The sequence below is a fragment of the Cupriavidus sp. H18C2 genome, from assembly GCF_049393795.1.
Classification (GTDB): domain Bacteria; phylum Pseudomonadota; class Gammaproteobacteria; order Burkholderiales; family Burkholderiaceae; genus Cupriavidus; species Cupriavidus pauculus_C.
On record NZ_CP186011.1, the window covers coordinates 553,531 to 575,525 of the forward strand.

General features: G+C 70.9%; 16 protein-coding genes. 8 read left to right on the forward strand and 8 right to left on the reverse strand.

Going from position 1 to position 21,995, the window contains the following annotated elements:
* Positions 1–5: 5 nt before the first annotated feature.
* The 5 genes from EPAKOI_RS19040 to EPAKOI_RS19060 all read right to left on the reverse strand — a co-directional run bounded on the left by EPAKOI_RS19040 (position 6) and on the right by EPAKOI_RS19060 (position 9,856).
* A complete protein-coding gene (locus tag EPAKOI_RS19040; RefSeq protein ID WP_423194303.1) occupies positions 6–3,068 on the reverse strand; it encodes an amino acid adenylation domain-containing protein in 3,063 nt (1,020 codons plus the stop codon).
* 3 nt (positions 3,069–3,071) lie between these two features.
* Complete coding sequence (locus EPAKOI_RS19045) at positions 3,072–7,601, reverse strand: condensation domain-containing protein (RefSeq protein ID WP_423194304.1); 4,530 nt, start codon at positions 7,599–7,601, stop codon at positions 3,072–3,074.
* Positions 7,602–7,666: 65 nt separating this feature from the next.
* Entirely contained in the window at positions 7,667–8,398 is a 732-nt protein-coding gene (locus tag EPAKOI_RS19050) for a thioesterase II family protein (RefSeq protein WP_423194305.1), read from the reverse strand.
* Positions 8,399–8,400: 2 nt separating this feature from the next.
* The gene (locus EPAKOI_RS19055; RefSeq protein WP_124685202.1) at positions 8,401–8,622 is read right to left on the reverse strand and encodes an MbtH family protein; all 222 of its coding nucleotides are present in this window, start codon (positions 8,620–8,622) and stop codon (positions 8,401–8,403) included.
* Between the two features lie 160 nt (positions 8,623–8,782).
* Positions 8,783–9,856 carry an NAD(P)-dependent alcohol dehydrogenase gene (locus EPAKOI_RS19060; RefSeq protein ID WP_423194306.1) on the reverse strand — a complete coding sequence of 358 codons (1,074 nt, stop codon included), beginning with the start codon at positions 9,854–9,856 and terminating at the stop codon, positions 8,783–8,785.
* A gap of 244 nt (positions 9,857–10,100) precedes the next feature.
* Here EPAKOI_RS19060 and EPAKOI_RS19065 point away from each other — a divergent pair, with 244 nt between their 5' ends.
* Genes EPAKOI_RS19065 through EPAKOI_RS19075 form a run of 3 tightly spaced genes read left to right on the forward strand, consistent with a single transcriptional unit; the run spans position 10,101 to position 12,727 of the window.
* Positions 10,101–10,508, forward strand: coding sequence for a cupin domain-containing protein (locus tag EPAKOI_RS19065; protein WP_423194307.1), 408 nt, complete (start codon positions 10,101–10,103; stop codon positions 10,506–10,508).
* A gap of 50 nt (positions 10,509–10,558) precedes the next feature.
* Positions 10,559–11,542 (forward strand): tripartite tricarboxylate transporter substrate binding protein, encoded by a 984-nt coding sequence (locus EPAKOI_RS19070; protein WP_313836800.1) that lies wholly within the window; start codon positions 10,559–10,561, stop codon positions 11,540–11,542.
* Between the two features lie 12 nt (positions 11,543–11,554).
* Positions 11,555–12,727 (forward strand): acyl-CoA dehydrogenase family protein, encoded by a 1,173-nt coding sequence (locus tag EPAKOI_RS19075; RefSeq protein WP_423194308.1) that lies wholly within the window; start codon positions 11,555–11,557, stop codon positions 12,725–12,727.
* A 505-nt stretch (positions 12,728–13,232) separates the two neighbouring features.
* Here the strand turns inward: EPAKOI_RS19075 and EPAKOI_RS19080 are convergent.
* A complete protein-coding gene (locus EPAKOI_RS19080) occupies positions 13,233–13,364 on the reverse strand; it encodes a glycine zipper 2TM domain-containing protein (protein WP_409559006.1) in 132 nt (43 codons plus the stop codon).
* Between the two features lie 396 nt (positions 13,365–13,760).
* Between EPAKOI_RS19080 and EPAKOI_RS19085 the strand changes: the two genes are divergently transcribed.
* Complete coding sequence (locus EPAKOI_RS19085; RefSeq protein ID WP_423194309.1) at positions 13,761–15,827, forward strand: putative bifunctional diguanylate cyclase/phosphodiesterase; 2,067 nt, start codon at positions 13,761–13,763, stop codon at positions 15,825–15,827.
* Between the two features lie 59 nt (positions 15,828–15,886).
* On the opposite strand, the gene EPAKOI_RS19090 is transcribed toward EPAKOI_RS19085, so the two are convergent.
* Positions 15,887–16,147 carry a copper resistance protein CopQ gene (locus EPAKOI_RS19090; RefSeq protein ID WP_124685195.1) on the reverse strand — a complete coding sequence of 87 codons (261 nt, stop codon included), beginning with the start codon at positions 16,145–16,147 and terminating at the stop codon, positions 15,887–15,889.
* 316 nt (positions 16,148–16,463) lie between these two features.
* Between EPAKOI_RS19090 and EPAKOI_RS19095 the strand changes: the two genes are divergently transcribed.
* The gene (locus EPAKOI_RS19095; protein ID WP_423194310.1) at positions 16,464–16,769 is read left to right on the forward strand and encodes a histone-like nucleoid-structuring protein; all 306 of its coding nucleotides are present in this window, start codon (positions 16,464–16,466) and stop codon (positions 16,767–16,769) included.
* A 45-nt stretch (positions 16,770–16,814) separates the two neighbouring features.
* Here EPAKOI_RS19095 and EPAKOI_RS19100 read toward each other — a convergent pair whose 3' ends face one another.
* Positions 16,815–17,261, reverse strand: coding sequence for a hypothetical protein (locus tag EPAKOI_RS19100; RefSeq protein WP_423194311.1), 447 nt, complete (start codon positions 17,259–17,261; stop codon positions 16,815–16,817).
* A 213-nt stretch (positions 17,262–17,474) separates the two neighbouring features.
* Here EPAKOI_RS19100 and EPAKOI_RS19105 point away from each other — a divergent pair, with 213 nt between their 5' ends.
* Genes EPAKOI_RS19105 through EPAKOI_RS19115 form a run of 3 tightly spaced genes read left to right on the forward strand, consistent with a single transcriptional unit; the run spans position 17,475 to position 21,992 of the window.
* Positions 17,475–18,152, forward strand: coding sequence for a heavy metal response regulator transcription factor (locus tag EPAKOI_RS19105; RefSeq protein ID WP_124685192.1), 678 nt, complete (start codon positions 17,475–17,477; stop codon positions 18,150–18,152).
* A gap of 10 nt (positions 18,153–18,162) precedes the next feature.
* On the forward strand, positions 18,163–19,620 hold the full coding sequence (locus tag EPAKOI_RS19110; protein WP_423194312.1) for a heavy metal sensor histidine kinase: 1,458 nt from the start codon (positions 18,163–18,165) through the stop codon (positions 19,618–19,620).
* 56 nt (positions 19,621–19,676) lie between these two features.
* On the forward strand, positions 19,677–21,992 hold the full coding sequence (locus EPAKOI_RS19115; RefSeq protein ID WP_423194313.1) for a heavy metal translocating P-type ATPase: 2,316 nt from the start codon (positions 19,677–19,679) through the stop codon (positions 21,990–21,992).
* Positions 21,993–21,995 lie beyond the last annotated feature (3 nt).

A 21,995-nucleotide genomic window follows, 5' to 3' on the forward strand; every position in this document is an offset into this window, starting at 1 on the left:
TGGCGTCAAGCAGTGGCGCTGGCGCGCAGCGCGGCGCGGGCTTCGGGCGACATGGCGGCTAGCTGGCGTTGCAGCCCGGCCAGCGTTTCCAGCGCGGTGGGGTCGGGGCTGGCGGCCTGCAGCGCGCTGGCCAGCGCGGCGGCGCTTGGCGCGTCGAACACCACGGCCGGCGCGATGTCGAGCTTCAGCAGCTTGCGCACGCGTGCCACGAGCTTGATGACCAGCAGCGAATGGCCGCCGGCCTCGAACAGGTCGTCGGTCACGCCAAGCTGGCCGGAGCCCAGCAGGTCGCGCATCTGGTCCAGCAGCAGCGCTTCGAGCGCCGTTGCGGGCTCGCGCGCCGGTTCACCGGCTGCGGGCTGGGCCGCCACGGCGCCCTGGGCGAGCGCGCGGCGGTCCACCTTGCCGTTCGGCAGGCGCGGCAGCGCGTCGATGACGGACCACTGCGTCGGGATCATCGCATCGGGCAGGCGCTCGGCCAGTGCCTGCTTCAGCGCGCCGCGCTGGGCGGCCGTGACCGGCTGCGCGGGGTCGGCCGGCACCAGCCACGCGGCCAGTTGCGTGGTGCCGTCCGCGGCGGCCAGCGGCAGCACCACGGCGTGGCGCACGCCCGGCAGCGCGGCCAGTACCTGCTCGATCTCGCCGCATTCGATGCGGAAGCCGCGCACCTTCACCTGGCTGTCGGCGCGGCCGACCAGTTCGATGCCGCCGTGCGGCAGGTAGCGCGCCAGGTCGCCACTGCGGTACAGGCGCTGGCCGGGATGCTCGGGATCGGACACGAAGGCGTCGGCGTGCGCGCCGCCGAGGTAGCCCGCGCAAAGCTGCGCGCCGCCAAGGTATAGCTCGCCGGTTTCGCCGGCCGTCGCCAGATGGCCCGCGGCGGTGCGGATTTCCGCCACGCCGTTGGCGAGCACGCGCGTCAGCGGCAGCGGCTGGCCGGACAGGTCGGCCACGGGGCCGGCGTCGTGGACCAGGATGCCCACCGTGGTTTCGGTCGGGCCGTAGTGGTTGCAGAGCCGCGCGCCCGGGGCCTGCGCGCGCAGGTGGGCCAGGAACGCAGGTGAGGCGGCCTCGCCGCCGATCACGACCACGGCGTCCGTCGGCAGCGGCAGGGGGTCGCCCGATGCGTCGAGCAGCGCATCGAGGTGCGACGGGACGATCTTCAGGCAGTCCACCCGCTCGCGCGCCAGGAAGGCGCCGAAGCTGGCGGCGTGCTGCATGTCGGCATCGTTTGCCACGCACAGGCAGGCGCCATGCCAGAGCGCGCCGAACAGCGTGGTATTGCCAAGGTCGGCCGCGACGGTCGATGTCAGCGCAAAGCGCCGGCAGGCGTCGAGGCGCAGCGCATGGCCAACGGCGGCGACGTAGTTCAGCAACTGGCCGTGCGTAATCGGCACGCCCTTGGGCGTGCCCGTGGAGCCCGACGTGTAGAGCACGTAGGCCGTGGCAGCAAGGTCAAGCAGCGGCAGCGCGGCGGGCGCGTCGGGCGCGGCCATCAGCGCGGCCATGTCGGCCGGTTCGATCAGGCACGTGGCGCCGGCATCGGCGGCAATCTGCGCGCGGCGCTGCGCGGGCCAGGCCGGATCGAGCGGCAGGTAGGCAGCGCCGGCGCGCATGACCGCCAGCAGCGCGATCACCAGTTCGCCCGAGCGCGGCAGCGCCAGCGCGGCTGGCTGGCCCGGACGCAGGCCCAGCGCGGGCAGCTGTGTGGCGATGGCGTCCACGCGCGCGGCCAGTTCGGCATAGGTCCACGTGCGGCCATCAGCCGACAGCGCGGCGGCCTGCGGCCGTTCGGCGGCCCAGCGCGCCAGCCGTTGCGGCAGCGATGCGGTGCCGAAGTCCTGCGCCGGCGCGTGCAGCGCGGTGGCGCGGGCGCGGTCGGCGGCGGTGGCCAGCGGCAGGGCGCCGACGGCGGTGTCGGGCTGCGCGCGCAGCGTGTGCAGCAGCGTGCGGTACTGGTCGAGCAGGCACGCCACGTCGTCAGCGCGGAAGCTGGCGTCATGGTGCAGTACCAACGTTTGCGGCTGGTCGCTGCCGTGCGTCTGGATTTCCAGCGCCAGCGTGGTGCCGGGCAGCAGCAGCGCGGGGCAGCCGATGTGCCAGCCGGCCACATGCGCCGGATCGGCGGCCGTCACGGCAAACACGTAGCGCGACGCGGCGGCGGTGGCGATGTCGGCCGGCGCGTGTTCGCGCCAGTCCATGTGCTGCTGGAGCTGCCCGCCGAACGCGGCGAGCCAGTCGGCAAAGGGCCGCGCCGGATCGGGCGCCACCGTGACCGGCAGCACCGACGTATAGCGCCCCACGGCGCCGGCCAGTGCCTCGAAGTCGTCGCGGCAGTCGTTGACCCAGCCGGCGCAGAACGGCGCGGCGGGATCGAGCCGGGCCAGCAGCAGCCACCATGCGGCCTGCAGCACGTGCGCGGGCGGCACGTGGAACGTGGCGGCCCAGCCGGCGATGGTGGCGGCCTCTTCCGCGCCGAGCGCGACGGGGATTGGTTGCAGCGCGGTGGCGTCGCCGGGTTGCTGGCGCCACGGCAGGCGCGGGGCGTCGAGCGAAGCCAGACGGTCGCGTAGCGCGTGCCAGTAGTCGCGGCCGGCGTCGATGTTTTCCTGCGCCAGTCCGGCGGTCCAGTCCAGATAGTCGGCGTACGACAGCGGCGGCGCGTCGGCCGGGGCGGCGTCGTTGGCATAGGCCAGCGCCAGTTCGCGCATCAGCGTGCGCAGGCTCGGGCCGTCGATGGCCAGCGCGTGGGCGGTCAGCGTCAGCGCGGTACGGGTGGGTGCGGGCGTGCGGACGTGGTAGCCCAGCGCGGGCAGATCATCGCCGGCGCCAAAGTGCTGGCGCAGCCCGCGCAGGCCGTCGACGCGCCCGAAGGCCAGGCAGGTGGCCGGATGCCGCGCGGCCACGCCGGCCAGTGCGCGTTCCAGCCGGGCGATGTCGAGCGGGCCGTCGACCGTGGCGGTCAGCGTCACGGGCGTGCCGGCGTGCGCTTCCAGCGCGCGTTGCTCGCGGCCCAGCGGCTGGGCGTGGGCATCCAGCGTGGCGTACGCTTGGACGATGGCGTTCATGGCTCAGCCCTCCAGCGCGGCGGCGTCCTGACGGGCGGGCGCGGCGGCGAGCGGCGGCAGGTTGCGGCGTTCGAACATGTCGCCCATCGCCACCACGATCTTGCGCGGGCCCTCGAACGGGTCGCGCGCGTGGGCGGCCAGCATGTTGTCGAGCATGACCACGTCGCCCTGGCGCCAGTCGAAGCGCACGGCGCACGCCTCGTACAGCGCGCCGAGCAGCGCCATCACGTCGTCGCCAATCGGGCTGCCGTCGCCGAACGTCACCTGGCGCGGCATGCGGTCGGCGCCGACGATCTCCTGCAGGTCGCGGCGCACTTCGGGGTCCAGGCAGGCCGTGTGGTGCAACTGCACCTGGTTGAAGAAGCTGCGCTCGCCGGTGACCGGGTGGGCGATCACGGCCGGGCAGCGCTCGCGCGTCTGGAGCGTGTCGGCATCGAGCCACGTGAAATCGGTGCCCGATGCACGCAGGCGGGCTTCCACCTCGGCGCGGTCGTCGGTCTTGAAGAAGTCGCGCCAGCTCACGTCGAGCTTGTCGTTAAACGTGCGTACGTAGCGCAGGCCCCTGGCCTCGAACTGGGCGGCCAGGTCGGCCGGCAGGCGGCGGTACATCTCGCGGCAGTCGACGATGGGCGTGGCGCCGCCCACCGGCGACGGCAGCTCGCAGAAGAACCACTGCTTGCGCGGCCAGCGCGACAGGTGCGCGCTTTCGTTGTGATAGAGGATCATCTCGCGCTCCGGGTACGGCGTGGAGCGGTAGGTGTTGCGGCCGCCTTCCTTCTTCGGCAGATCGCCGTAGGCGCCGTACAGGCCCGGCTCGATCGATTCGGCAAACGCCTCGAACTCCTGCGGCGTGCGCAGCCCGAAGCCGCGCAGCAGGATGCCGCCGTGGCGGCACAGCGTGGCCTCGATCTCGTCGCGATGGGCCAGCGCCCAGGCCACCGGGTCCAGGTCCGGCGAGGCCGGCTCGATCACGATCGGGAAGGTTTGCCCCGACGACAGGAACGAAGTGCGCACGGGCGCGCCGGCCGGTGCCGCGGCCGGCGGCTTGCTGGCGGGCTTGCCGAGCCTGGCGAGTTTGTCGAGTTTGTCGAGCTTGCTGGGACTGGACACTTGGGCGGTGGGCATGGCGGGCGTCTCGGAAACAGGGGCGCGAACGGCGTCGCGAACGGGATCGCACAGGCCGGCCGGCACGTCGAAGCCGGACAGCGCGCGTGCGGGGTTGGCCACGGCCTGCGCCAGCACGGCGCCGTAGGCGTCGGCCAGGCGCTGCACGGTGGCGCGCGGGAACAGGGCGGTGGCGTAGACCCATTCGGCACGCAGGCCGTCGGCGTGCGGGTCCAGGAACACCGCCAGGTCGAACTTGGCGGCATGCACGGGCGTGGGCAGGCGGCGGGCCTGCAGGCCATCGAACGCACGGGCGGCGGCCGGCGTGTTGTGCAGCACGAACAGCACCTGCACCAGCGGATGCCATGCGCGCTCGCGCGGCACGCCGGCCGCTTCGACGATGCGGTCGAACGGCAGCGACTGGTGGTCGAAGGCGGCCAGCGTCTGCGCGCGGATCTGCGCCAACAGGTCGCCGAACGGCATGTCGGGGCGCGGCTGCGCGCGCAGCGGCAGCACGTTGACGAAGAAGCCGATCAGCCCTTCCAGCTCGCGGCGCGTGCGGCCGGCCACGTCGATGCCGACGAGCTGGTCGCGGGCATCGCCCAGGCGATGCAGCAGCAGGTGGAACGCTGCCAGCAGCACCATGTAGCGCGTGGCGCCGTGGCGGTGGGCCAGCGCGTCGACCTGGGCCAGCAGCGCGGCGGGCAACTCGGCGTGGCAGGCGGCGCCATCGGACGCGGCGACAGGCGGGCGGCGATGCGGCGTGGGCAGCGTGGGCAGCCGTGGCGCGCCGTGGAGCGCGGTGCGCCAGTAGTCGGCGTCGGCCTGGCTGCGCGGGTGGCGCGCTTCGGCCTGCTGGTGGGCGGCGTAGTCGACGTACTGGATCGGCAGCGGCGCCAGCGTGGCGGGCTGGCCGGCACGGGCGGCGTTATAGGCGGTGGCGAGCGTATCGAGCAGGACGCCGATAGACCAGCCGTCGCCGACGATATGGTGCAGCGTGACCAGCAGCGCGTGGTCGTCGTCCGCCAGCCGCACCAGCCGGGCGCGCAGCAGCGGCGGCTGGGCCAGGTCGAACGGCTCGCGGGCCTGGCCCTCGGCCAGTTCCTGCAGCGCCGCGTCGCGCCGGGCCGGGCTCACGCCCGAAATGTCGCTGACGGGCAGGTCGATGGCCAGCGCGGGCACGATGTGCGCGTAGGGATCGCCATGGGCATCGGCGGGATAGCCGGTGCGCAGGATTTCATGGTGCGCGACGAGTGCGTTGAGGCTGGCGTGCAGCGCGGCGGTGTCGAGCGGTCCGGTTAGGCGCAGGCCGCCGGCCATGTTGTACGTCCAGCGCTGGGCCGGGTTGGCGATGCGGTCGGTCAGCCAGAGCCGGTGCTGGGCCGGCGCGAGCGGCAGCGGGCCGGTGCGCGGGGCCGGGGTTATGGCGGCGACTTGGGGGTCGTCGCCAGCCGGCATATCGGCGCGATGGCTGTCGAGCGCGGCGGCGCAGGCGGCCAGCGTCGGATGATCGAACAGCAGCCGCAGCGCGATGCCGGCGCCGTACTGCGCGCGCAGCCGGGCCACCAGTTGCGCGGCGGTCAGCGAGCTGCCACCGCTGGCGAAGAAGTGCGCGTGGCGGCTGGCGGGTGCGGTGCCGAGCAGTTCCTGCCACAGCGCGGCCAGCGCGATTTCGGTGTCGCCGCACGGGGCTTCCGCGGCGTCAACGGGGCCGCCGATGCCGCCGCGCGTGAAGCGGCCATGGGCCCAGATGGCGCAGGCGTCGAGGCTGTCGTCGATCCAGCCCTGGCGGCAGGCGCTGCGCTGCAGCTTGCCGCTGGTGGTCTTGGGCAGGCCGCCCGGGTTCAGCAGCAGCGCGACGGCCAGCGGTTCGCCGCAGGCATCGCCCACGGCCAGCGCCAGCGCCTGCACCAGCGCATCGTGGCCCAGCCGCTTCTGGTCCGGGCGCGAGATTTCGGCGGCGACGCCGATGGCCTCGCCGTCGGGCGTCTGCACGGCGAAGGCGGCCACGCGGCCGCGTCGGGCGGCGGGTACGTGGGCTTCCACCGCGCGCTCGATGTCCTGCGGATAGAGGTTCTGGCCGCGCACGATGATCAGGTCCTTGCGGCGGCCGGCGATGTAGAGCTGGCCGTCGCGCAGCAGGCCCAGGTCGCCGGTGCGCAGCCATCCTTCGGCGCCGAACGTGGCAGCCGTGGCGTCGGCGTTGCGCCAGTAGCCGTGCGTGACGCTGGGCCCGCTGACTTCGATCTCGCCGACGCAGTGGTCGGGCAGCGCCGTGCCGTCGGGGCTGGCGATGCGCACGGCATGGCCGGCGCGCGGAAAGCCGCAGGCCACCAGTTCGAGCCCCGTATCCACCGCTTCGGCTCGGCCTTGCGCCAGCGCGCCGGCATCGAACGTGGTGCAGGCCATGCCGCCGCCGCGCGGGCCGCCGGTGACGAACAGCGTGGCTTCGGCCAGGCCGTAGCACGGGTAGAGTGCCGGCGCGCGGAAGCCGGCCGGCGCGAAACGGTCGACGAAGGCGCGCAGCGTGTCGGCGCGCACCGGCTCGGCGCCCGAGTAGGCGACGGCCCAGCTCGACAGGTCGAGCCCGTCGAGCTGGCTGTCGCGCACGCGCTCGACGCAGAGCCGGTACGCAAAGTCCGGCCCGCCCGAGACCGTGGCGCGGTGGCGGCTGATGGCCTGCAGCCAGCGCACGGGGCGTTCCAGGAAGCGTTGCGGCGACATCATGACCACCGGCACGCCGACGAACATCGGCTGCAGCAGGCCGCCGATCAGCCCCATGTCGTGATAGAGCGGCAGCCACGTGGCGATCACGTCGTGCGGGCCGATGCCCATGCCGTCCGCGATGGCCGCCTCGTTCGCCATGACGTTGCCGTGGCTGACCATCACACCCTTGGGCGCGGCCGTGGAGCCGGACGTGTACTGCAGGAAGGCCAGCGTCCGGGGCTCGGCGCGGTAGGGCTGCCAGCCGGATGGGGCCGGCGCGTGCGCGGCGTCGGCGTGGACGATGCGTGCGGCCGGCGCGATGTCGGCCAGTGCATCGGCATGGGCGGCGGCCTGCGCGGCGGTGGCGATCAGCACGGACGGCTGGGCGTCGGCGGCCATCGCGCGCAGCCGCGCCACCTGGGCTGACCGCACGGCGCCGGGCTCGAACGCCGGCACGGCAATCAGGCCCGCGTAGAGGCAAGCGAAGAACGCGGTCACGTAGTCGATGCCGCTGTCCATCAGCAGCAGCGCGCGGTCGCCGGGGGCGGCCTGCGCGGCCAGGTGGGCGCCCAGCGCGCGCACGCGGACGTGCAGCGCGGCGTAGTCGTAGCGGGTCTCGTCTTCGGCGTCGATGACAATCAGCGCCGTGTCATCGGGGCGCTGGGCGGCCAGACGGTCGAGGTGGGCCACCAGCGTGGCCGGGACGTTCGGATCGGACGGCATGGAGTCTGCTTTCCAGGGAAGACGGTTGGCGATGGGCGGGCGCGGCGCGGCAGGGTCGGCGGGGCTCAGGCGGGCGCGAGCGACGGCAGGGCGGCGGGGTGGTCCAGGCGGGCAAGCAGCCGTTGCACCACGGCGGCCGGGTTGTCGTGCAGGAAGAAGTGCCCGCCGGCGAACCAGTCGAGCGTGTGGCCGGCGGCGGTTTCGATGGCCCAGGCGTGCAGGTCGGCCGGTGCGATTGGATCATCGCGGCCGGCGAACACGTGCAGCGGCACGGGCAGCGGCGCGGCGTCGGCGCGGCGAAAGCGCTCGCAGACGCGGTAGTCGGCATCGAGCACGTCGAGCGTCAGGCGCAGCAGCTCGGGCTCGGCAAACACGGCCTCGGGCGTGCCGCCGAGCTTGCGCAGATCGGCCATCAGCGCGGCATCGCCACGCAATGCGGCCAGGCGCTGCGGGTCGCGCCGGCTCGGGGCGGCGCAGCCGGACACCAGCAGCCGGCGCGGCAGCGGCTGGCCCCGCTCATGGAGCAGATGGCAGACGCGCCAGGCCAGCAGCGCGCCCATGCTGTGGCCGAAGATCGCGAACGGCGTGGGGGCGGTGCGAAGGCGGCTCAACTGGTCGGCCAGGTCGGCGGCCAGCGGCTCGAAGTCGCGCAGCAGCGGGGCGTCGAGCCGCGCGCCACGGCCCGGCGGCTCCAGCGGCACCAGCGCGATATCGGCCGGCAGCAGGCGCCGCCAGCGCAGGTAGCCCGTGGCGCTGGCCCCGGCATGGGGCAGGCAGAACAGTTGCAGGGCGGCCATGGTCAGGCATCCGCCCGCGTTGGCTCCTCCATGAACCGGCGCAGGCTGAGCGGACGCATGTCCGTCCAGGTGCGCTCGATGTGGTCCAGGCACGCCTGCTTGTTGCCGCTGAAGCCCGCCGCGCGCCAGCCTCCGGGCACGGGCTTGTAGTCGGGCCAGATCGAGTACTGCTCTTCGTGATTGACGAGAACCAGGAACGTGGCGTCGTCGCGGTCGAAACTCATGAAAGGCTCCCTTTCGGTACGGAGTGGCGGGGCCGCGCGCTGGTGGCGGCATCACCCTGTTGGACGAAAGGGGCCGTGGATTATTTAGTGGAAGGGGGCGGCGGGGGCGGCAAGCCGTTGATTTGGCAATGGTTTGGGGGCGCCAGGCGCCCCCGGCGGGTCAGGGCGTGATGGCCACCTTGAGCACGCCGTCGCGCTGGTGGGCGAACAGGTCGTAGGCGGCCTCGATGTCGTCGAGCTTGTAGTGGTGGGTGACCAGCGGCGCCAGGTCCACGCGCGCGGTCTCGATCACGTTCATCAGCCGGCGCATGCGTTCCTTGCCGCCCGGGCACAGCGACGTGACGATGCGGTGGTCGCCCAGCCCGGCCGCGAACGGGCCCAGCGGGATGTGCAGGTCCGTGGAGTACACGCCCAGGCTGGACAGCGTGCCGCCGGGCTTGAGCACCCGCAGCGCCGCCTCGAACGTGGCCTGGGTGCCGAGCGCCTCGATCGAGGCGTCGACGCCCCGGCCGTCGGTCAGCCGCAGGATCTCGTCAACCACGTCCACCTGGCGGAAGTTGACCGTGGCGTCGGCACCCATCAGCCGGGCAATCGCCAGCCGTTCCTCGATGCCGTCGACGACGATGATCTTCGACGCGCCGCGCAGCCGGGCCCCGGCCGTGGCGCAGAGCCCGATCGGCCCCTGCGCGAAGACCGCGACGATATCGCCAATCTTGATGTTGGCCTGCTCGGCACCCGCGAAGCCCGTGGACATGATGTCCGGGCACATCAGCACCTGTTCGTCGGTCAGTGCGTCGGGGATGGGGGCGAGGTTGGCCTGGGCGTCGGGCACCAGCACGTACTCGGCCTGGGTGCCGTCGATGGTGTTGCCGAAGCGCCAGCCGCCCATCGGCTTGTAGCCGTGGCCGTGCGCCTGGCCGTCCTGCGACGCGCAGCCGTCCTGGCACGCATAGGAATGAAAGCTCGGGCAGATGGCCCCGGCGATGACGCGCTGGCCTTCGCGGTAGCCGGTGACATTGCTGCCCAGTTTCTCGATGATGCCGACCGGCTCGTGGCCGATGGTCAGGCCCGGCTGGACCGGGTACTCGCCTTTGAGGATGTGGACGTCGGTGCCGCAGATCGTGGTGGTGGTAATGCGGATCAGGGCGTCACCGGGGCCGACGGCGGGGATGGGTTTTTCCTGCAGGACGATCTTGCCGGGACCCTGGAAGACTGCGGCGCGCATGGTGGTCATGGGTGGACTCCTTGGAGACTTCGGCGAAACGCACGGGCGCGGCCCGTACCGAGCCAGTCTAGTGCGTGCCACGGCGCGGACCTTGATGTGGATCGGGAAAGCCCGACCGGCCGGTATTGCACCGGGGTGCATCGGTACCAACCCCTAGTTGACGGCAGGTTTCATGAGCATAAAATCTGTTTCACAACCATGAAAACAGGCGCCGGCCAGCCGGCACGGCGCCGATGTTGGAGACAGCCTACCCATGACAGCATCGTCCGCCGCCAAGGCGGCCCCCACCTATTTCGTCCGCACCGAGGACGTGGCCGGGTATCACCCCGCCAACCACGTCGGCACGCTGAACCGCCGCATCATCGGGCGCGAGAACGTCGGCGCCACCCAGCTCGAAGTGATCCACGGCACCATCGAACGCGGCAAGGGCGCGCTGCCGCATGCCCATCCGGGCATCGAGCAGGTCTGCTACGTGCTGGAAGGCCGCGCGCGGGCCGAGGTCAACGGCCAGTCCCGCGAACTGGGGCCCGGCGACTGCTGCTTCTTTCCGGCCGATGCGATGCACGTGTTCACGGTGATCAGCGACGAGCCCGTCAAGCTGCTGGTCATCTACGCCCCGCCGTACGAGGAATCGCCGGACCGCGTGATCCGCCCGGCCTGAGCGACGCCCGATCGATCCGGCAGCCACGCCGATAACCTGGAGGAACCCCCATGCTGACATTCCGCGCGCGGCGCACGCTCGTCGCCGCCATCCTGGCGTTGCCCGCGGCCGCGCTGCCGCTGGCCGTGCAGGCCGCCGACCCCTGGCCCAGCCGGCCGATCCGGCTGGTAGTGCCGTTCGCGGCCGGCAGCGGCACCGACGCCGTGGCGCGCATCACCGCCAAGGAACTGGGCGATGCGCTGGGCCAGAACGTGGTGGTCGACAACCGGCCCGGCGCCAATGGCGCGATTGCTGCCGAGCTGGTGGCCCAGGCCGCGCCGGACGGCTACACGCTGTTCATGACCACCAACACGACGCATTCGGCCAATCCGTCGCTGATGAAGAAGCTGCCCTACGACCCGATCAAGGATTTCACGCCGGTGGCGCGCATGGGCAACCTGCCGTTCATGCTGGTGGTCAATCCGAAGCTGCCGGTCAAGACCGTGGGCGAGCTGATTGCCTACGCCAGGGCGCATCCGGGCATGTCGTACGCCAGCGGCAACAGCACCGGCATCGTGTCCGGCGCCACGCTGGGCCGCATGGCCCGGGTCGACCTGCTGCACGTGCCGTACAAGAGCACGCCGCCGGCCATGACCGACGTCATCGCCGGGCAGGTGCCGATGATGTTCGTCGACGTGGCGGCCGGCATCGCCAACGTCAAGGCCGGCAAGATGCGCGCGCTGGCGGTGACCACGGCGCAGCGCAGCCGGTTGCTGCCTGACCTGCCGCCGATTGGCGACACGCCGGAGCTCAAGGGTTTCGACATCACGTCGTGGAACGGCGTGTTCGCGCCGGCCCGGACGCCGCAGCCGGTGGTGGATCGGCTGAACCGCGAGCTGACGAAGATCGCCAACAGCAAGGACGTGGCGCCGAAGTTCGAGGCGCTGGGCTTCGAGGCGTTCGGGCAGACGCCGCAGCAGTTTGCGGGGTTCGTGGCCGGGGAGCTGGTCAAGTGGACCAAGCTGGTCAAGGACGCGGGCATCCAGCCGGAATGAACGGGAGCGGAGATGAACTTTGAAAGGACGGCCGAACAAAACGCGATCGTCGAGGCGGTGTCGCAGCTCTGCGCCGACTTCGGGCCCGACTACTGGGCCGGACTGGACCGCGAGCACCGCTTTCCGGAAGCGTTTCACCTGGCGATGGCGGGCGCCGGCTGGCTGGGCATCGCCATGCCCGAGCGCTTTGGCGGCGCGGGCCTGGGGATCACGGAGGCCGCGCTGATCATGCAGACGGTGTCGGCGTCGGGGGCGGGATTCTCGGGGGCGTCGGCCATCCACATGAACGTGTTCGGCCTGAACCCGGTGGTGGTGTTCGGCAACGAGGCCCAGCAGGCGGCCGCGCTGCCGCCGCTGATTGCCGGGCACGAGAAAGCCTGCTTTGCGGTGACCGAGCCCGATGCCGGGCTGGACACCACGCACCTGAAGACCCAGGCGGTGCGTACGGCCGATGGCAGCGCCTATCGCGTCGACGGCCGCAAGATCTGGATTTCCACGGCGCAGGTGGCCACGCGCATGCTGCTGCTGGCGCGCACCACGCCGCTGGACGCGGTGGCCAAGCCCACGCAGGGCTTGAGCCTGTTCTACACGGCGCTGGACCGCGACCACATCGAGGTGCGCGAGATCGACAAGATGGGGCGCGGCGCGGTGGATTCGAACATGCTGTTCATCGACGGGCTGATGGTGCCGGCCGAGGACCGCATTGGCGAGGAGGGCAGGGGATTCGAATACATCCTGCACGGGCTGAACCCGGAGCGCATCCTGATCGCCGCGGAAGCCGTGGGCCTGGGCCGCGCCGCGCTGGACGCGGCCACGCGCTACGCCCGCGAGCGGACCGTGTTCGGGCGGCCAATCGGCCAGAACCAGGGCATCCAGCACCCGCTGGCACAGGCGTGGATGGCGCTGGAGGCGGCGGACATGATGGTCTGGAAGGCCGCCTGGCTCTACGACAACGGCAAGCCGTGCGGGGCCGAGGCCAACGCCGCCAAGTACCTGGCCGCCGAGGCCGCTCACCAGGCATGCCAGACCGCCGTGCTGACGCTGGGCGGCATGGGCTACGCCCGGGAATACCACGTGGAGCGCTACCTGCGCGAGTCGTACATCCCGCGTATCGCACCGGTCAGCGCCCAGCTGATCATGTGCCACATTGCAGAGCGGGTGCTGGGGCTGCCGAAGTCGTATTGAGGGTGGTTGATGGGGCCGAATTTATATTGCGGGTGGTTGAGGGCGCCGAAGTCGTATTGCGGGTGGTTGATGGGCGGGGTGTTTTCGCTCCCCTCTCCCGCGCGCGGGAGAGGGGTTGGGGGTGAGGGCGTTGAGGTTCTGCTTGCCGACTGGTCGCCATTGGAACCGCTGGCCCTCTCCCCCGGCTTCTCTCCCACTTCGCGGGAGAGGGGAGCCCGCCGATCGCCATTGCAGAAGCCGCGCGAAAAAGAAAAAACCCCGGACGCAATCGTCCGGGGTTTTCCCGTTGCAGGTTTCCCGCTGCCGCGCCATGACGATCGGTGAGGATCTTTCGCCGTGGATGCCGCTGTGCCTTTCAGCGATGAAAACGTCCGAAATCATCGTTGAAGGGCGCAACGGCCGACGCTCATGGCGCGGCGCGCGGCGGCATGGTCTTCCCATCTAAGAGCCCATGCCGCGCAAACCTGGACGACCCTGCCCGCCGTCCCGGCCGCGGAAATCGAAATTACTTGCCCAGCTCGTGGCCAATCACGCCGCCAACCACGGCGCCGCCAACCGTGCCGAGCGCGCTGCCGTCGCTGACCTCATGGCCAACCACCCCGCCCGCGACCGCGCCGGTCGCCGTGCAGCCCGACATCGCCCACGCACATGCGCCTACCGCGATGATCGCCGTCAGTCGTTTCCACATGATGTGTTCTCCTTGCCTGGCGCCGCCCGGTTCTCCTTCTGCGTTGCGCGTCGCCATGTGTTGTTCACCACGCCTCAAGCATAGTTGGCTCGGCCCCGGCGGCATCTCCGGTGCGCGCTGATTGCGGTGTCGGCGTTTGTCGGACGGGTCCGAATCGGCCCGGCTGGTGTGTCAAGACAACAAACGGGGTAGTCCGTGCGGCAGCAACGCCGCTGATGCACAATCCCGCTTCAGTCTGGGCTGCAACGACCGATAACCCTTGAGGATGGCGGGAGATTCACGCCCGGATCGCCACTCCCCTCAATATGGCGGGCCTGCCAAGCCACTGCCCCGTCACCTGCTGCGATGATGTCCCCGAGTTACGACGCGATTCTGGTCCTGTTTTCCGTGCTAGTTGCCGTGCTGGCGTCCTATACGGCGTTGGACATGGCGGGGCGCATCTCCACCGCTGGCCGGGGCCGCTACGCGCGGATGTGGCTGGCCGGCGGCGCGGTGGCGATGGGCGTGGGCATCTGGTCGATGCACTTCATCGGCATGCTCGCGTTCCGGCTGCCGATTCCGCTGGGCTACGACCCGGCCATCACCGGGGCGTCGCTGCTGATCGCGGTGCTGGCGTCGGCGTTCGCGCTGCACCTGGTCAGCCAGGAATACCTGCCGCCGCGCCGGCTGGCGCTGGGCGCGCTGGTGCTGGGCGCGGCCATCTCGGCCATGCACTACACGGGCATGGCGGCGCTGCGCATGCGGCCGGCCATCGACTATGAGCCGGCGCTGTTCATGCTGTCGATCGGCATTGCCATGGCGGCGTCGGGCGTGGCGCTGTGGATCGCGTTCCGGCTGCGGCGGGCCATGCCGCGCGTGCACCAGTTGCGCTTTGGCGCGGCGGTGGTGATGGGCGGGGCCATTGCGTCGATGCACTACACGGGCATGGCGGCGGCCCGCTTTCCGCTGGGCAGCATCTGCGGCGCGGCGCGCACGGGCGTGGACAGCGCCACGCTGGCGCTGCCGATCATCGTCATCACGGTCTGCGTGATTGCCGTGGCGCTGATTACTTCGGTGCTGGACATGCGGCTGGAGATGCGCACGGCCATGCTGGCCGACGCGCTGGGCGTGGCCAACAAGGAGCTGGAGTTCCTGGCCCTGCACGACAAGCTTACCCACCTGCCCAACCGCGTGCTGCTGGAAGACCGCTTCCAGCAGGCCATCCAGGGCGCGGCACGCCAGCCGGCCACGTTTGCCGTGCTGTTCGTCGACCTGGACGGCTTCAAGGGCGTCAACGATACCTACGGCCACCAGGTGGGCGACAGCCTGCTGGTGGAAATCGCCGGCCGGCTGCGGGCGTCGACGCGGTCCGAGGACACGATCTCGCGCGTGGGCGGCGACGAGTTCGTGGTGCTGGTGCGCGTGGAGGACCCGGCCGACGCAGGCGTGGTGGCGGAAAAGCTGATCGAGGCGCTGCGCGAGCCGGTGACGGTGTCCGGGCACGCGCTGCACGTGTCGGGCAGCATCGGCATCGCGCTCTATCCGGCCGACGGGGCCGACCAGGACACGCTGATGACCAACGCCGACGCGGCGATGTACCACGCCAAGGCGTCGGGCCGTAACGCGTACTGCTTCTTCGAAGGGTCGATGAACCACCAGGCGCGCGTGCAGCAGATGCTGATCCAGGACCTGCGCGGCGTCACGCGCAAGGACCAGTTGGCGCTGCACTACCAGCCGAAGTTCTCGGCATCGACCAACAAGCCGGTGGGCGCCGAGGCGCTGCTGCGGTGGCAGCACCCGGTGCATGGGCTGCTGATGCCCGACCAGTTCATCGCGCTGGCCGAGAAGACCGGCGCCATCGTGCCGATCGGCAAGTGGGTGCTGGACGAAGCGTGCCGCCAGCTTGCCATCTGGCATGCGGCGGGCCACGCGGACTGGACCATGGCGGTGAACCTGTCGACGCTGCAGTTCTGCCATGCCGGGTTGATCGACACGATTGCGGAGGTGCTGGCGCGCCACGCCATTCCGGCCGCCAGCCTGACGCTGGAGATCACCGAGAGCACGGCGATGCGGGACGTGGAGGAAACGCTGGCGATCATGACCCAGCTGGACCGGATGGGCGTGCGCATCGCCATCGACGACTTTGGCACCGGCTATTCGAGCCTGCTGCACCTGAAGCGGATTCCGGCAAGCGAACTGAAGATCGACCGCGGCTTTGTGCGGGACCTGGCGGAGGATTCGGAGGATGCGGCCATCGTGTCGGCCATTGTCGCGCTGGGCCGTACGCTGAACCTGCAGGTGGTGGCGGAAGGGGTGGAGACGCCGGCGCAGCGCGCGTTCCTGGCGGGGCTGGGCTGCGACGCGCTGCAGGGCTACCTGCTGGGCAGGCCGGTGCCGCCGGCGCAGTTCATGAAAGAAATGGCGGCGCATTGAGCGCCGCCGGCGGCCCGGAAGGGCCGTCACCGCCCGTTTGCCGGGCGTCTCGGGAAGGATCAGGTGCCGTCCGTGTACGGGCTGCGCGCGTCGCGTACGTCGTGCGCACCGTCGACAAACGGGTTGCGGGCGTCGCGCACGTCGCGGGCACCGTCGGTGTAGACGTCACGCGTGCCAAGGCGTTCCACGTAGCCGTCGCGGTTGGTCACGCGGGCACCGTCAGTGTACGGATCGGCGCTGCGGGGCGCGGCGTTGGCCATCGTGGCGGCGCCGGCGAGCGTGGTCGCCAGGGCGGTATAGAGCAGGGCTTTCTTGAACATGGTGAACTCCTGGTTCGAGAGGCTTGGATCGAGGAAATGTTGCGGTCTTTGATGACTCGGCCGTCAGTGCGACCTTGCCGGCAAGTCTAGGCAACGGCCGTACACGTCAACATGACCCACGCATGACATCAGTGTCATGCGTCGCCGGACGCATGCCGGCAGGGCCGCTGGCGCGGCTTTCAGACGATTCCACCGATGCCGGCCGCAACACCCTGTAGAATCGGGGTCTGGTTCGCCGGCTTTTTTCTGCGCGGACCGTTCCCCGCAATCATTTCCCCAGTCCGCCCCGCTTTCGTGGCGGCGCGCACGATACGTCATGTCCGAGTCTGATGCAGCCAAACAAGCCGCGGTGGCCTGGATCCGCGAGCAGATGGATCACCATGGCCTGACATTCGACCACCTTGTCGAAGCAGGCTGCTTTGCCGATCACGAGGAAGAAGCCGAGGCCGGGCCGGCCGGGCACGCCGAAGCCCCCGCCAACAAGACCGCAGAGGCCGGGGCAGGGCGCGTCATGTATCGCAATGCAATGGGTCAGACCTGGGACGGCACCGGCGAGTATCCCGACTGGCTGCAGCGGGCGGTCAACGCTGGGCAGTCGATCGATTTCTACCGCGTCGACTGAACGTCACGATGCGCGGGCGCCGGCAAGGCGCCCGGTTTCCATCCTTCAGCAGGCCGGCAGATCCGCCAGCGCGGTGGCGCTGGCCAGCGGCAGCGCGTGGCGCCGGTGCTGCAGGGCCGCCGGAGGCAGTTCCGGCAGCACCGTCGTGCTGGCCGCTTCTGCCACGCAGGCGTGACAGTATTCCGCGCCCCGATACACATGATGCGAAGTGTCAGCCGGCGGCTCGGTAGTGCGGCCAACGGGCTGGGCATCGTGCCAGACCGGCATGTCGCGGCCCTCGCGCGCGGACGCCTCGGTGCACCGGGCGCGCTCCCGGGCCGCCATCCCCGCTTCGGCTTCCGCCTCGGCCTTGATCGCCGCATGGCGTTCCTGCATCGACAGCCCGATCGCCGTCACGCCCGCACAGCGCGGCATGGCTGACGCCAGGGCGCCTTGCACGGGCACCGCGAACACGGCGAGACACAACAGGGATTGGGCAATCTGACGTTTCATGCTGGGATGGAGAGGCTGGCCTGCGTCCAGGGGGCGCCGCAGGGCCCGGGGGTGGGCAGCCGGCATTGTACTGCGTTGGATGCAGAAAATTCGCCAAATCACGATGACATTCGTGCAATGTTGCCCCAAAAGCGGCTAACCTCGGATAGTGTCTAGGGTCTCCATTGCAAACTGAAAGGCAGGGCCGGCAGCAGGCCGGTCCGTAGAAGCACCATGCGTATCCTGATTGTCGAAGACGAACCGAAGGCGGGCGACTATCTGCTGAAGGGGCTGACCGAATCCGGCTTCGTGGCCGACCTGGCCCGCGACGGCGTGGACGGCCTGGCCCATGCGCGCGAACAGCACTACGACCTGATCGTGCTGGACGTGATGCTGCCCGGCATCGACGGCTGGCAGGTCCTGCGCGACCTGCGGCGCGACAAGGACACCCCGGTGCTGTGCCTGACCGCCCGCGACGAGCTGTCCGACCGCCTGAAGGGCCTGGAACTGGGCGCCGACGACTACATGGTCAAGCCGTTCGCGTTCGCCGAGCTGGTGGCCCGCATCCGCACCATCCTGCGGCGCGGCCCGCTGCGCGAGAGCGAGTTCATGGAAGTGGCCGACCTGCAGATCGACACGATCCGGCGCCGCGTGACGCGCGCGGGCCAGAAGATCGACCTGACGTCGAAGGAATTCGCGCTGCTGCAACTGCTGGCGCGGCGCCGGGGCGAGGTGCTGTCGCGCTCGCTGATCGCCTCGCAGGTCTGGGACATGAACTTCGACAGCAACACCAACGTCGTCGACGTGTCGATCCGGCGCCTGCGCGCCAAGGTGGACGACCCGTTCCCGAAGAAGCTGATCCACACGCGGCGCGGCATGGGCTACGTGCTCGACGAATCCGAAGAAGTGTGAGCGGCCCGGCATGAAACGGCTGCTGCGCGTGCGCCGCGCGATCGATGCATGGATGCCTGCCTCGCTGACCACGCGGCTGGCGCTGGCCTACGGGCTGACCACGGCCGCCATCCTGGTCGGGGTGGCCACGTACCTGTCCAGCGCGCTCGGCAGCCAGCTCCAGTCGCGCGACGAGGGCGAGCTGGTGGGCGAGGTGCTGCTGGTGCGCCACCTGCTGCGAGAGGTGGCCGACGAGAACGAGATCCGCACCGACACGCATCGCTTTGCCGATATCGCGATGGGCCACGAGGGCCTGATCCTCGTCGTCCGCACACGCAACGGCGACCCGCTCATCACCCTCAATCCCCACAACGAAACCCTGCCGCCGCTGCGCGTGCTGCCGGTGACCACCACGCCCGACAAGTCGCTGCTGCAGACCTGGCTGCCGCGCAATGGCGTGCCGTCGCGCGGCATGGCGGCGCTGGGCCAGATCGGCAATACCGAGCGGACCGTCGAGATCATCGTGCTCAGCGACGCCGGCTACCGCGTGGCGCTGATGCGCGAGTACCGTGGCGAACTGCTGGGCGCCGTGCTGTGCGGCGCGATTGTCGCGGCGGCGCTGGGGTTCCTGCTGGCGCGGCGCGGGCTGCGGATGCTGCGCCGGATGGCCAGCGACGCGGCCGCGGTGACGACAAGCCGGCTGGCCACGCGGCTCGACGTGGGCGGCGCGCCCGAGGAACTGCGCGAACTGGCCGGCGCCCTGAACGCGATGCTGGCGCGGCTGCAGGACAGTTTCACGCGGCTGTCGCAATTCTCGGCCGACCTGGCGCACGATTTCCGCACGCCGATCAGCAACCTCGTCGGCCAGACGCAGGTGACGCTGGCCCAGCGCCGCACGCCGGCCGAGTACGAGGCGGTGCTGGAGTCGAACCTGGAGGAATACGAGCGGCTGTCGCGCATGATCGAGAACATGCTGTTCCTGGCGCGGGCCGACAACGCGCAGGTGGCGCTTGGCGCGCGGCCCATCGACGCGCGCGCGGAACTGGACAAGATCGCCGAGTACTTCGAGGCCGTGGCCGCCGACCGCAACGTGACCGTGTCGGTGTCGGGGTACGCCACGGTGGTGGCCGACCAGACGCTGCTGCGGCGGGCCGTCATCAACCTGCTGGACAACGCGCTGCGGCACGCGCCGGCCGGCAGCATGGTGCGGATGTGCGTCTGCCCGCAGGCCAGCCAGACCGCCATCACGGTGCTCAACGGCGGCCCGGCCATCGCGCCGGAAGCGCTGCCGCACCTGTTCGGCCGTTTCTACCGCGCCGACCCGTCGCGCCGCAACTCGGCGTCGTCGACCGGGCTGGGGCTGGCCATCGTCGACACGATCATGCGGCTCCACGGCGGCAGCGTCGGCGTGCGCAGCGCCGAGGGCGAGACGGTCTTCGAACTGCTGTTTCCCGACGCGGTGGGCCCGCTGCCGGCCCCGGCCACTTGACCTTGTAGCCGCTACAGGGTCTTCAATGGCAGGTAATACGCTACGAGGACCCCATCATGGCCCGTTCGACACCTGACAACGTCCTGCCACCGGTCGTGCCCGGTCATTCCCACGACCACTCCCACGATCATCCCCACGATCATCCCCACGACCACCCGCCGGCCGACGCCTGCTGTGGCGGGGGATGTGGCGCAACCGCCACGCCGGCTGCCCCGCCGTTGGCGGCGCCGGCCGGCACCCGCGCTGCGGCGTTCCGCATCGATGCCATGGACTGCCCGACCGAGGAAACGCTGATCCGCAACAAGCTCGGCGGCATGGCGGGCGTGGCGGCGCTGGACTTCAACCTGATGCAGCGCGTGCTGACCGTGCATCACACACTCGATTCCACTGACCCGGTCGTCCAGGCGATCGGGTCGCTCGGCATGAAGGCCGAGCCGCTGGCCGGTGCCGCCGACGATGGCACGCAGGTGGCCGCCAGCGAGGCCCGCAAGCCGTGGTGGCCGCTGGCCCTGGGTGGGGCCGCCGCGCTGGGCGCCGAACTGGCCGAGTGGTTCAACGTGGCCACGCCGTACCTGCCGGCCGCGCTGGCGCTGGCCACGGTGCTGCTGGCGGGGCTGGGCGTCTATCGCAAGGGCTGGATCGCCGTGCGCAACGGCAACCTGAACATCAACGCGCTGATGAGCATCGCCGTGACCGGGGCGATGTTCATCGGCCAGTGGCCCGAGGCGGCGATGGTGATGGCGCTGTTCGCGCTGGCCGAGCGGATCGAGGCCGCGTCGCTGGACCGCGCCCGCAACGCGGTGCGCGGGCTGATGGCGATGGCGCCCGAGCAGGCCACGGTGCTGCAGCCCGACGGAACGTGGCAGGCCGTGCCGGCCCGCACGGTGACGGTGGGCGCGACGGTGCGGCTGCGCCCGGGCGAGCGGGTGGCGCTCGATGGCCGCGTCATGCGCGGGCAATCGGCGCTGGACCAGGCGCCCATCACCGGCGAAAGCGTGCCGGTCGACAAGTCGCCTGGCGACGCGCTGTTCGCAGGGTCGATCAACCAGTCCGGCGAACTCGAATACGCGGTGACCGCGCCGGCCAACGACTCCACGCTGTCACGCATCATCCATGCCGTGGAAGCGGCCCAGGGCAGCCGCGCGCCGACCCAGCGCTTCGTCGACCAGTTCGCCAGAATCTACACGCCCGTGGTGTTCGCCATCGCGGTGGGGATCGCCGTGGTGCCGCCGCTGGCCATGGGCGCGCCGTGGCTGGCGTGGATCTACAAGGCGCTGGTGCTGCTGGTGATTGCCTGCCCGTGCGCGCTGGTGATTTCCACGCCCGTGACCATCGTCAGCGGGCTGGCGGCGGCGGCGCGGCGCGGCATCCTGATCAAGGGCGGCGTCTACCTGGAGCAGGGCCACCGGCTGAAGTGGCTGGCGCTGGACAAGACCGGCACGCTGACGCACGGCAAGCCGGCGCAGACCGATTTCGCGCTGCTGGCCGATGACGTGCCGCAGGCGCGCGCCATCGCGGCCAGCCTGGCGGGCCGGTCGGACCATCCGGTGTCGCGCGCGGTGGCCATCGCCGCTGATGCGGACGGCGTGGCGCGGTTGGACGTGACCGATTTCGCGGCGGTGCCGGGGCAGGGTGTCGGCGGTGCCGTGGACGGCGTGGCGTACCGGCTCGGCAACCACCGGATGATCCACGACCTCGGCGCTTGCTCGCCGGCGCTGGAGGCGCGGCTGGAGGCCATCGAGCGGCAGGGCCGGTCGATCGTGATGCTGGCGGCGCTGCCCGCCGGCGGCCAGCCGGCCCGCGCGTTAGCGCTGTTCGGTGTTGCCGATACGGTGCGCGAGTCGAGCCGGCAGGCCATCGAGCAACTGCACGCGCTGGGCGTGCGCACGCTGATGCTGTCCGGCGACAACGCGCACACGGCGCAGGCCATCGGCAAGGCCGTCGGCATCGACGAGGCGCGCGGCCATCAGCTTCCGCAGGACAAGGCCGATGCGCTGGCGGCGCTGGCTGACCAGGTGCACGGGCAGGGCGGGAAGGTCGGCATGGTCGGCGACGGCATCAACGACGCCCCGGCGCTGGCGCGGGCCGACATTGGCTTTGCGATGGGCGCGGCCGGCACCGACACGGCCATCGAAACCGCCGACGTGGCGCTGATGGACGACGACCTGCGCAAGATTCCGACGTTCGTGCGGCTGTCGCGTCAGACGTCGACCATCCTGCGGCAGAACATCGCGCTCTCGCTGGTCATCAAGGCCGTGTTCCTGGCGCTGACCCTGATGGGCCTGGGCACGATGTGGATGGCGGTGTTCGCGGACATGGGCGCCAGCCTGCTCGTGGTGTTCAACGGGCTGCGGCTGACGCGCAAGGGGTGAGGC